11 protein-coding genes are annotated in these 10,426 nt (G+C 64.9%); 7 read left to right on the forward strand and 4 right to left on the reverse strand.

The genetic code is table 11. The features are described from left to right. Positions 1-10: 10 nt before the first annotated feature. From lepB to nagZ, 7 genes are all read left to right on the forward strand, one after another. Complete coding sequence (lepB, locus tag GXB81_RS21915) at positions 11-904, forward strand: signal peptidase I (RefSeq protein ID WP_167042961.1); 894 nt, start codon at positions 11-13, stop codon at positions 902-904. Between the two features lie 173 nt (positions 905-1,077). Then, entirely contained in the window at positions 1,078-2,355 is a 1,278-nt protein-coding gene (rnc, locus tag GXB81_RS21920) for a ribonuclease III (protein WP_205990303.1), read from the forward strand. A gap of 54 nt (positions 2,356-2,409) precedes the next feature. Beyond that, a complete protein-coding gene (gene era, locus GXB81_RS21925) occupies positions 2,410-3,309 on the forward strand; it encodes a GTPase Era (protein ID WP_167042964.1) in 900 nt (299 codons plus the stop codon). Continuing rightward, the gene (gene recO / locus GXB81_RS21930; protein WP_205990304.1) at positions 3,296-4,204 is read left to right on the forward strand and encodes a DNA repair protein RecO; all 909 of its coding nucleotides are present in this window, start codon (positions 3,296-3,298) and stop codon (positions 4,202-4,204) included. Before era ends, recO begins: the two co-directional genes overlap by 14 nt. Next, complete coding sequence (gene pdxJ / locus GXB81_RS21935) at positions 4,201-4,965, forward strand: pyridoxine 5'-phosphate synthase (protein WP_205990305.1); 765 nt, start codon at positions 4,201-4,203, stop codon at positions 4,963-4,965. Before recO ends, pdxJ begins: the two co-directional genes overlap by 4 nt. A 17-nt stretch (positions 4,966-4,982) precedes the next feature. Beyond that, a complete protein-coding gene (gene acpS, locus GXB81_RS21940; RefSeq protein WP_167285374.1) occupies positions 4,983-5,477 on the forward strand; it encodes a holo-ACP synthase in 495 nt (164 codons plus the stop codon). 81 nt (positions 5,478-5,558) lie between these two features. Next, the gene (nagZ, locus tag GXB81_RS21945) at positions 5,559-6,587 is read left to right on the forward strand and encodes a beta-N-acetylhexosaminidase (protein ID WP_167285376.1); all 1,029 of its coding nucleotides are present in this window, start codon (positions 5,559-5,561) and stop codon (positions 6,585-6,587) included. A 210-nt stretch (positions 6,588-6,797) separates the two neighbouring features. Here the strand turns inward: nagZ and GXB81_RS21950 are convergent, their stop codons facing one another. The 4 genes from GXB81_RS21950 to earP all read right to left on the reverse strand — a co-directional run. Next, a complete protein-coding gene (locus GXB81_RS21950) occupies positions 6,798-8,180 on the reverse strand; it encodes a sigma-54 dependent transcriptional regulator (protein ID WP_167042974.1) in 1,383 nt (460 codons plus the stop codon). Between the two features lie 193 nt (positions 8,181-8,373). Beyond that, the gene (locus tag GXB81_RS21955) at positions 8,374-8,580 is read right to left on the reverse strand and encodes a hypothetical protein (RefSeq protein WP_205990306.1); all 207 of its coding nucleotides are present in this window, start codon (positions 8,578-8,580) and stop codon (positions 8,374-8,376) included. 260 nt (positions 8,581-8,840) lie between these two features. Beyond that, a complete protein-coding gene (gene efp / locus GXB81_RS21960; RefSeq protein WP_167042977.1) occupies positions 8,841-9,398 on the reverse strand; it encodes an elongation factor P in 558 nt (185 codons plus the stop codon). Between the two features lie 411 nt (positions 9,399-9,809). Continuing rightward, a partial coding sequence (earP, locus tag GXB81_RS21965; protein WP_205990307.1) for an elongation factor P maturation arginine rhamnosyltransferase EarP occupies positions 9,810-10,426 on the reverse strand: 617 nt, incomplete at its 5' end.

Here is a 10,426-nt window from a genome sequence, read left to right on the forward strand (position 1 = left end):
ACGGAACCCTATGAATTTTGCGCTGATTCTTTTTGTGCTCGTTGTTTTGACGGGTATCGCATGGGTCGCTGACAAACTGGTTTTCCTGCCGAAACGGCGCCGCGACGCGGAAGCGGCGGTTGCCGAATTCGATCGTCAACAGGCACGCATCGGTGAGCGTTTCGCCGATGAAAACGCCGCGCAAACGCGCGCGCGTCTGCGTGACGACAAGCTGCGTCAGCCGTGGTGGCTCGAATACACGGCGAGCTTCTTTCCGGTGATTCTGGTCGTGTTCGTGGTGCGCTCGTTCGTCGTCGAACCGTTCAAGATTCCGTCGGGTTCGATGGTGCCGACGCTGCTCGTGGGCGACTTTATCCTCGTCAATAAATTCGAATACGGCCTGCGTCTGCCGATTACCAATACGCAGATCACGCAGGGCAGTCCGGTTTCGCGTGGCGACGTGGTGGTGTTCCGCTATCCGAAGGACGAATCGGTCGACTACATCAAGCGCGTGATCGGCCTGCCCGGTGACGTGATCGCCTATCAGGACAAGCAGCTCACGATCAACGGCAAGCCGGTTCCGGAAACGCCGCTGCCCGATTATCTCGACGAAGAGCGCCTCGGTTACGCGAAGCAGTTCGAAGAAAATATCGACGGCCGCAAGAATGCGATTCTGAATAACCCGGCCGTGCCGCCGTTCATCGTCGGCGCCGAAGATTATCCGTATCGCGACAACTGCACGTATAACGAACGCGGCGTGATCTGCAAGGTGCCGCCGGGCAATTACTTCATGATGGGCGACAACCGGGACAACAGCGCGGACAGCCGCTACTGGGGTTTTGCGCCTGAAAAGAATATCGTCGGCCGCGCATTTTTCATCTGGATGAACTTCAGCGATCTGCGGCGCATCGGCTCATTCCATTGAGTTCGCAGCGTCGCTCGCATCACACGCCGCGCCGATAACCGGTAACTCGGTTATATCGGTCGCGGCGTGTTCTCACGCTACTTTAAGAATTCGCGGTAACGTCGCTTCACCACGCTTTTTCCGCAGGCGCTCCGCGTTTCCGCCGGGTCCGGCGCCCGCGTTATACTCTGCTCATGCCCCTATCTCCGTTGGAAAGCCGTTTGCGCTACGAATTTCGCAATGCGGAATTACTGCGCCAGGCTTTAACACACCGCAGTCACAGTGCCACGCATAACGAACGGCTCGAATTTCTCGGCGACTCCGTTCTGAATTGCGCGGTGGCTGCGCTTTTGTTCCAACGTTTCGGCCGCCTCGACGAAGGCGATCTGTCGCGTGTGCGCGCGAATCTCGTGAAGCAGCAATCGCTTTACGAGATTGCTCAGGCACTCAATATTTCCGAAGGCTTGCGGCTCGGCGAGGGCGAACTGCGCAGCGGCGGCTTCCGCCGGCCGTCGATTCTCGCGGATACGCTCGAAGCCGTGCTTGGCGCGATATTCCTCGACGGCGGCTTCGAGGCCGCGCAGACGGTCATCAAGCGCCTTTACGTGCCGATTCTCGACCATATCGACCCGCGCACACTCGGCAAGGACGCGAAGACGCTGCTACAGGAGTATCTGCAAGGCCACAAGATCGCGTTGCCGACCTACACGGTCGTCGCTACTCATGGTGCGGCGCACAATCAGCAGTTCGAAGTCGAATGCACGGTACCGAAGCTGGACGTGAAGGTGTCCGGATCGGGCGCGAGCCGGCGCGCGGCGGAGCAGGCGGCCGCCAAGAAGGCGCTCGACGAAGTGATGGCGGCGGCGCCCGCTGTCGTTGCGAAGCCGAAGCGCTCGAAGGGCGCTCGCGCGGCGAAAAACGCCGAACTGGAGATCGTGCCCGGTGTGACCGGTGTTCAGGCCGCCCTCGATTTGCGCACGCCGGATCGTAAGGCCGAGCGCAGCACACTGCGTGTGGCGGTGACGGCGGAAACCTTGGCGGAAAAAACCGTCGTGGAAAAGCCGGTTGCCGAGCGCGGCGCGCCGGCAGCCGTGGGCGCGCCGCTTGCGATGATCCGCGCCGCTCACGTCGAGTACAGCGCACAGGAGAAGGCCGAGCGCACGGAAAGGGCGGAGAAAGCCGACAAGCCGGCTGCTCACATGAGCGATCGCGCCGGCGAGAAAGCCACCGACAAGCCGGTCGACAAAGCCGAACCGCCCGCGGACAAACCCGTGGCGAACCACGCCTCCGACACCCGATCCGAAGCCGCGCAAGCCCGCGGCGCAGAGCGTCAACGCAACCGCGAAGCCGCGCCGGGTGCCACCACGGCGCAAGCGCAAGTGCCGGCCGCCGCGACTGCGCCGGCGCCTGCCGAACACGAACCCGGCGTTGCCGGCGCGGTGCAAACGCGCGTCGCCGATGCGGGCCATTGATTGCCATCGGCGCGTGCTTGCCGTGCGCCGAACCGAACCTGCCGTAGTCCGAATATGAACACTCCCGCTCCCACTGGTTTTCGCTGCGGCATGGTCGCGATCGTCGGCCGCCCGAACGTCGGCAAGTCCACGCTGATGAACGCGCTGGTCGGCCAGAAAGTCAGCATCACGTCGCGCAAGGCGCAGACCACACGCCATCGTATTACCGGCATCAACACGATCGAAGACGCGCAGTACATCTTCGTCGATACACCCGGTTTCCAGACCAAACACAGCGGCGCGCTGAATCGCTCGCTCAATCGCGCGGTCACCTCGACGCTGACCTCGGTCGACGCGATCCTGTTCGTGATCGAAGCGGGCCGCTTCGGCCCCGACGATCAGAAGGTGCTCGACCTGATTCCGGCGAAGGTGCCGACGCTGCTGATCGCGAACAAGCTCGACCGCGTGTCGGACAAGAACACGCTGTTCCCGTTCATGCAGCAGATGAGCGCGCTGCGCGAATTCAGCGAGATCGTGCCGCTGTCGGCGAAAAATACCGACGACATCAAGCGTTTGATGGCGACGGTCAAGCCGTTTCTGCCCGAAGGCGAGCCGATCTACGGCGAGGACGATCTGACCGATCGCAGCGAGCGTTTTCTCGCCGCCGAAATCCTGCGCGAAAAGGTGTTCCGCTGGACCGGCGACGAGTTGCCGTACACGAGCACGGTGCTGATCGACAAGTTCGAAACCGAGGGGCGCCTGCGCCGCATCTTCGCGACCATCCTCGTGGAGCGCGACATGCACAAGGCGATGATCATCGGCCAGAAGGGCGCAAAGCTCAAACAGATCAGCACCGAAGCGCGGCTCGACATGGAGAAGCTGTTCGACGGGCCGATCTACCTCGAAACCTTCGTCAAGGTGAAGAGCGGCTGGGCCGACAACGAAGCCGGGCTTCGTGCGTATGGGTACGAATGACGCGTCGGCGACGCTGAATTCCGACGCGGCGGCGGACGATCCGGAGCACGAGCCGTCGCGGTCCGCGCGTAGCACGAGAAAATCCCCGGCCAGGGCCAGAAGCGCGTCTGCCGGGGACGGCGAGCCGCGCGCCGAAGCGCGCAAAGCGCCGGCCCGCCGCGCGCCGCGCACCTCCGCGTCCGAATACCGGATCGCGGAGCAACCGGCTTTCGTGCTGCATAGCTATCCGTATCGCGAAACGAGTCTGATCGTCGACGTGCTGTCGCGCGATCACGGCCGTCTCGCGCTCGTCGCGAAGGGCGCGAAGCGCCCGCACTCCGCACTGCGCGGCGTGCTGCAAACGTTCCAGCCGCTTTCGCTCGCGTGGTCGGGCAAATCCGAAGTGCGCACGCTGACCGGCGCCGAATGGGTCGGCGGCATGCTGCCGCTGGCCGGCGACGCGCTGCTGTGCGGCTTCTACGTCAACGAGCTGCTGGTGCGCTTCTGTGCGCGCGAAGACCCGCATCCGCAACTGTTTCACCACTACGTCGTCACGCTGACACGCCTCGCGCACGACGAGCCGCCCGTGCAGGTGCTGCGTTCGTTCGAGCGGGTGCTACTGCGCGAAACCGGCTACGCGATGGCGCTCGATCGCACCGTCATGCGCAAGGCGGTGCTTGCCGAGGGCCGCTACGTGTTCGATCCCGAGCGCGGCGTGCGCGAAGCGTCGGACGAATGGCCCGCGCAGTGGCCGGTGATCGCGGGGCAAACCTTGCTCGATATGGAACAGGACGATTACCATCGAGCGCAGACCGTGGCGCAAAGCAAAACGCTGATGCGCTTCCTGCTCAACACCTATCTGGGCGGTACGCCGCTGGCGACGCGCCAGATCCTGATCGACCTGCAGAACCTATGAGCTTCTTTCTCACTTCGCCGACCGTCATCGATCTCGGCGTGAACATCGATCACGTCGCCACGCTGCGCAATGCGCGCGGCACGTCCTATCCCGATCCGATCCGCGCCGCGCTGGTGGCCGAAGAGGCCGGCGCCGACGCGATTACGCTGCATCTGCGCGAGGATCGCCGCCATATCGTCGACGCCGACGTGCGCAAGCTGCGCCCGCTCCTGAAGACGCGTATGAACCTCGAATGCGCGGTCACGCAGGAGATGCTCGACATCGCGTGCGAAGTGCAGCCGCACGACGTCTGCCTCGTGCCGGAAAAGCGCGAAGAACTGACGACCGAAGGCGGCCTCGATGTCGCGGGCCAGTTCGAGGCGGTGCGTGCCGCCTGCAAGCAACTGGCAGACGCGAACTCGCGCGTGTCGCTCTTTATCGATCCGGATGAGACGCAGATTCGCGCCGCGCACGAAGCCGGCGCGCCGGTGATCGAACTGCACACGGGCCGTTACGCCGAAGCGCACGACCCCGCCGAACAGCAACGCGAATACGAGCGCCTCGTGCGCACGGTCGAATTCGGTGCGACGCTCGGCCTCAAGGTCAATGCGGGCCACGGTCTGCACTACACGAACGTGCAGCAGATCGCGGCGATCGACGGCATCGTCGAACTCAATATCGGCCATGCGATCGTCGCGCACGCGATCTTCGCGGGCTGGGACAATGCGGTGCGCGAGATGAAGGCGATCATGGTCGCCGCGCGTCTCGGTGCACGCGGATAACCCGGACGGACGCGCACATGGCGATCTATGGCATCGGCACCGACATCGTGCAGGTGAGCCGCGTGGCCGCGGTGATGACGCGCACCAACGGCCGTTTCGCGGAGAAGGTGCTCGGCCCCGACGAACTGCGCGTCTATCGCGCGCGTGAGGCCCGCTCGGCGGCGCGCGGCCTCGCGTTTCTCGCGACGCGCTTCTCGGCGAAAGAGGCGTTCTCGAAGGCGATCGGCCTCGGCATGCACTGGCCGATGAGCTGGCGCGCGCTGCAAACGCTGAACAAACCGAGCGGCGAACCGATGGTGGTCGCCTCCGGCGAACTGGCCGACTGGCTCGACGCGCGCGGCATTACCGCACGCGTGACGATCAGCGACGAGCGCGACTACGCGGTGTCGTTCGTGATCGCCGAGACGGAGCAGGCGGGCGGGGCGCGCGCTTCGGCCGGGCAGTCCGTGCAATCGGCGGCGCAAGCCGCGGTTCAGGCGGTGGCCCAATCGGCTCAATCGGCCACCGAATAACGCACGACCTCGAACGCGGCCCGGACGAACCGCGTTTGTCTTCGCCTTAGATTCCCACAGCCCTTTTTCCAGCGGAACTCGATGAAAACCATTCCCGGACCGGTGATGCTCGACGTGGTCGGCAAAACGCTGAACCACGATGACCGACGCCGCCTCGCTCACCCGATGACGGGCGGCGTGATCCTGTTCGCGCGCCACTACGAGAGCCGCGCACAACTGGTCGCGCTGACCGATGCGATCCGCGCGGTCCGCGAGGATCTGCTGATCGCCGTCGATCACGAAGGCGGCCGCGTGCAGCGTTTTCGCACCGACGGCTTCACGGTGCTGCCGTCGATGGGCAAGCTCGGCGCGCTGTGGGACCGTGACGTGCTGCAGGCGACCAAGGTGGCGACCGCGGTCGGCTATATCCTCGCCGCGGAGTTGCGCGCGTGCGGCATCGACATGAGCTTCACGCCGGTGCTCGACCTCGATTACGGACACTCGCAGGTGATCGGCGATCGCGCGTTCCATCGCGATCCGCGTGTCGTGGCGATGCTCGCGAAGAGCCTCAATCACGGTCTCGCGCTTGCCGGCATGAGCAATTGCGGCAAGCACTTTCCGGGGCACGGCTTCGCGCAGGCGGACTCGCACGTTGCCATGCCGGTCGACGAGCGCTCGCTGGAAGAGATCCTGCGCGACGACGTGGCGCCGTACGACTGGCTCGGCCTGTCGCTCGGGGCGGTGTTGCCCGCGCACGTCGTTTATCCGAAGGTCGATGCGAAGCCGGCCGGCTTTTCGCGCGTCTGGCTGCAGGACATCCTGCGCAAGAAGCTGCGTTTCGACGGCGCGATATTCAGCGACGATCTGTCGATGGAAGCGGCGCGCCAGGGCGGCACGCTGACCGAGGGCGCGCGCGCCGCGCTCGAGGCCGGCTGCGACATGGTGCTGATCTGCAATCAGCCGCACGAAGCGGAGAAGGTGCTCGACGCGCTGCGCTTCAAGCCGTCGAAGGAATCGCAGCGGCGTCTGAAGCGCATGCAGCCGCGCGGCAAGGCGCTCAAGTGGAGCAAGCTGATGGACGAGCCGCGGTATGTCGAAGCGCAGGCGTTGCTGCGCGGTGCATTTGAGTGATTTTTTGCCTCAGCTTTTGGGCGCGGCGTTTTTTTTGCGAGCGTTCGAGCGGAGCCGCCAACCTCGCGAATCAAGCCTGCGCATAACGCCACGAAAAACCCGGGTCGCAAAAAATCCGCCGAAAAAATGGCGCCTTGAAACGAATCAAGGCGCCATTTTTTTATGCGCGCTTCGATGCTTCGACGATCGAGGCATCGAAGTGCCGTCGACTCAGTTCAAGCGCATCCGCTGCAGCTTGTTGTACAGCGTCTTCGGGCTGATCCCGAGCAGCGACGCCGCGCGATGCCGCGTGCCGCCCACCGCGTCGAGCGTCGCGCGAATCAGCATTTCCTCGACGTCCGCGAGCGGGGTGCCGACGGTCACCTGCACGCGGCTACCGTTCAGATCGCGGCCGTCCGCGGTGACGGCTTCGTCGGCGCGCAACGATTCGAGCACGTCGCCCGACGCCTGATACGCGCGCCGCACGCGATCCTGCAACTCGCGCACGTTGCCGGGCCAGTCGTGGGCGAGACATTCGCGCAGGAAGCCCGGCGCCGCCTGCTTCGCGACTTCGGCGGTGCCGCGTGCCGCGGCTTCCAGATTCATCTCGTCGATGATCGCTTGCGCGATCAGCACCGGATCGTCGCCGCGTTCGCGCAGCGGCGGCAGCAGCACCGAGGCGGCTTCGAGACGCAACGCGAGGTCCGGGTGCAGGCTGCCGTCCGCGACGGCCGCGCGTGGCGGCTTGCGCGTTGACGCGACCAGGCGGAAATCGGTCGCGACCTGATTGGTGCCGCCCACCCGCATGAACATTTGCGAATCGAGCGCGCGCAGCAGCGCCTCCTGCTGGGCGCGCGGCAACTCGGAGATTTCATTGATCAACAGCGTGCCGCCGCTCGCCTGCTCGAAGAGGCCTACCTCGCGCTGCTCGGCGCCGCCGAACGCGCCGCGTTCGTGGCCGAACAGCAGGCTGTCGAGCGAACGGGTCGCGGTGCCGGCCGCCGCGCCGCGGCAGTCGAACGTGACGAACGGCCCCTTGCGGCGCCGGCTCATGTCGTGCAGCGTGCGCGCGGCGATCTGCTTGCCGGTGCCTGCTTCGCCGGAGATCAGCGCGGCGGCTTCGGTCGGCGCGAGATGTTCGATCGTGTCGTAGACGTGCTGGATCGTGCCGCTGCGCCCGAGCATCGAGCCGAACCGGCCGAGCTGGCGCAGCGACGCGCGCAGCGTCTGTACTTCCTCGGTCAGCTCGTAGGGACGCGGGACGCGCGCGAGCAGGCTGCGCAGGCGCGGGATGTTGACCGGCTTCAGCAGATAGTCCCAGATACCGTGCCGCAAGCCCTCGATCGCGCTCTCGACCGTCGCGTTGCCGGTCATCACGATCACCGGCAACGCGCCGCCCGGCGGGTGCGCGGGCAGATGCTGCAGCAGATCGAGGCCGCTGCCGTCCGGCAGGTTCAGGTCGACCAGCACGACGTCGGGGATGAAGCGCGTCAATGCCGCCCGGGCTTCGGCGAGCGTGGTCGCGGTGTCGACGGAGAAACCGTCGGCCGCAAGAATCGCGGACAGACCGGACAGGCTATTGGGATCGTCTTCAACAATCAGTGCGTGTGGCATGGCGAGCGCAATTTTTTGAATGGATGAAATGCCTGGCGCGCCGCTAAGGCTGCGATGACGCGCATCGCGGGCTCCGAAGGCTCTGGCGGGCTCGATGACAGGTCATGCTGGTCCTTGGGCTTCGGGAACGGGGCCCGGGCTGCGCCGCTTGCGCACCGCGCGGGCCGGGTTTGTAGTTCCTTCACTCATCCTGTCAGAAATCCCGGTTGTTGGCGAAAAACCGGCGCACTGCGAGTTCCGCTTCCGCGCGGGGGCAGCCAGGACGTTTCCGGATCAGGCCGGCGAGCCTGCCGGCGCAGTCTTCGGCCCCGGCCGGTTCGTCGTCCGTCAACCTGCACGATGCGGCCTTTTCCTTGCCGACTATCTGCTTCCACCTGCCTGCGGCGATGTCGCGGTTCACGGCGCGTCTCCCGGTTGGAAAAACAAGCTAGCCTGTCTTGCCATCAAGCAGGGACCGTGCCAAAGAAATTTTCCGAGATGTATCAACGGTTTGTTCGCAATCGGCGATGAAATCGGGGCGTCGCAATGGTAATTTTGAATAACGCTCCCGGTAAAGTTTTCCTCACTCTGCATGGCGAACCAGAAAAGAAAAAGCGCCCCAAGGGGCGCTTTTTGGCGGCGGACCGGCAGGGTGCCGACGCTGGAGAGCCGCTCGGACGCTTAGGCGCGGCTGCGGTACTCGTGGGTACGCGTGTCGATTTCGATCTTGTCGCCGATGTTGCAGAAGAGCGGCACTTGCAGTTCGAAACCGGTGTTCAGCTTGGCGTTCTTCAGCACCTTGCCCGACGACGTGTCGCCCTTGACAGCCGGTTCCGTGTAGATGATTTCGCGAACCAGCGTGGTCGGCAGTTCGACCGAGATTGCCTTCTCGTTGTAGAACACGACTTCGCAAGCCATGCCGTCTTCGAGGTAGTGCAGCGCGTCGCCCATCATTTCGGCTTCGACTTCGTACTGGTTGTAGTCGGCGTCCATGAACACGTACATCGGGTCGGCGAAGTACGAGTACGTCACTTCCTTGCGCTCGAGCACGACGACGTCGAATTTGTCGTCGGCCTTGTACACGGTTTCCATGCCCGAGCCGGTCAGCAGGTTCTTGAACTTCATCTTGACGACGGCGGCGTTACGGCCCGATTTGTTGTACTCGGCCTTTTGCACGACCATGGCGTCTGCGCCGATCATCACGACGTTGCCGGTGCGGAGTTCCTGTGCGGTCTTCATAAAACTGTCCTGTGCGAGATAAATAGCTTAACTGTTGCTCAACGGCATAGGCGCCAAGCGGCTTCGGCGTTTCGCCCATCGCCGGCCGCGCCGCGGGAAGCGGCGGCTGGCAAGCGCATGCACGAAACGGGGCCGGCCTGTGGCGGGGGCGAGCGGCGGGCCGCTTCGCGCAGCCGCCGGTGTCCGCCATCCTGCCAGTCCGTTACCTGATTTTTACCCTGTGCGGGCGTGTACACGAGTGGCGCCGACCCGCAGCATACGTTCCCTTTGCGCCCTTTTCTTGACAGCCGCGTGTCCGACCCGAAGGTTGGGGCGCATGACGCGTGTTCTACAGGGACGGGTCAGGCGGGCTGACCGGAACGTGTTGCTGGAATCGGGCCGCGCTTGCGTCGTCGGCCGTTGGATAACCGCTTATTTTAACTGAGTTTTTGCGAACAATGTCAGGTTTCCGGCGAGATCGCCCACCTGCGCGAGCTCGTCCGCCCACGCGGCGGCGCGCTGTCTCAGTGTCGGGTAGTGGCGCTGGAACTGCGCCCAGTCCGGCTGGCCCGCGCCGTTCCAGGCGTGCCAGAAGCGTTCGAGCGCGGCGCGCGCGTCGGCCGGCAGCGCGCGCGCGTAGTGGGCGAGCGCGGCGTCGAGCTTCGGCAGATGCGCGTCGTCCGCTTGCGGGTAGATGTGCCAGATGAACGGTTTCGCGGCCCATTGGGCGCGCACGAACGAATCCTCGCCGCGCACGAAGTTGACGTCGCTCGCCCACAGCAGCGCGTCGTAGCCGGTTTGCTCGGTGAAGGCGAGCGCGTGGGCGCTGAGGTTGCCGCGCGTCGCGTGCGTGCCCGCGGCAAACGACGGCAGTCCGAAAAAGCGCGCGAGCGCGCCGGAAATACGGCCTTCGGGCACCAGCAGCACGACGGGCGTGACGCTGTCGCGCCATTGTTCGAGCAGGCTGTCGACGGCCGGGTTTTCGTACGCGAACAGCGAGACGACGGTGGCCGAAGCCGGCGGCGGCGCTTCGCCGGTGGCCGCGAGCC

It is taken from the genome of Paraburkholderia sp. Ac-20336 (genome assembly GCF_017105025.1).
GTDB lineage: Bacteria > Pseudomonadota > Gammaproteobacteria > Burkholderiales > Burkholderiaceae > Paraburkholderia.

Excerpts from the sequence above, each read along its gene's own strand:
- lepB (WP_167042961.1), top strand. The coding sequence starts at position 11 with ATGAATTTTGCGCTGATTCTTTTTGTGCTCGTTGTTTTGACGGGTATC.
- rnc (WP_205990303.1), top strand. The coding sequence starts at position 1,078 with ATGCCCCTATCTCCGTTGGAAAGCCGTTTGCGCTACGAATTTCGCAAT.
- era (WP_167042964.1), top strand. The coding sequence starts at position 2,410 with ATGAACACTCCCGCTCCCACTGGTTTTCGCTGCGGCATGGTCGCGATC.
- recO (WP_205990304.1), top strand. The coding sequence starts at position 3,296 with ATGGGTACGAATGACGCGTCGGCGACGCTGAATTCCGACGCGGCGGCG.
- pdxJ (WP_205990305.1), top strand. The coding sequence starts at position 4,201 with ATGAGCTTCTTTCTCACTTCGCCGACCGTCATCGATCTCGGCGTGAAC.
- acpS (WP_167285374.1), top strand. The coding sequence starts at position 4,983 with ATGGCGATCTATGGCATCGGCACCGACATCGTGCAGGTGAGCCGCGTG.
- nagZ (WP_167285376.1), top strand. The coding sequence starts at position 5,559 with ATGAAAACCATTCCCGGACCGGTGATGCTCGACGTGGTCGGCAAAACG.
- GXB81_RS21950 (WP_167042974.1), bottom strand. The coding sequence starts at position 8,180 with ATGCCACACGCACTGATTGTTGAAGACGATCCCAATAGCCTGTCCGGT.
- efp (WP_167042977.1), bottom strand. The coding sequence starts at position 9,398 with ATGAAGACCGCACAGGAACTCCGCACCGGCAACGTCGTGATGATCGGC.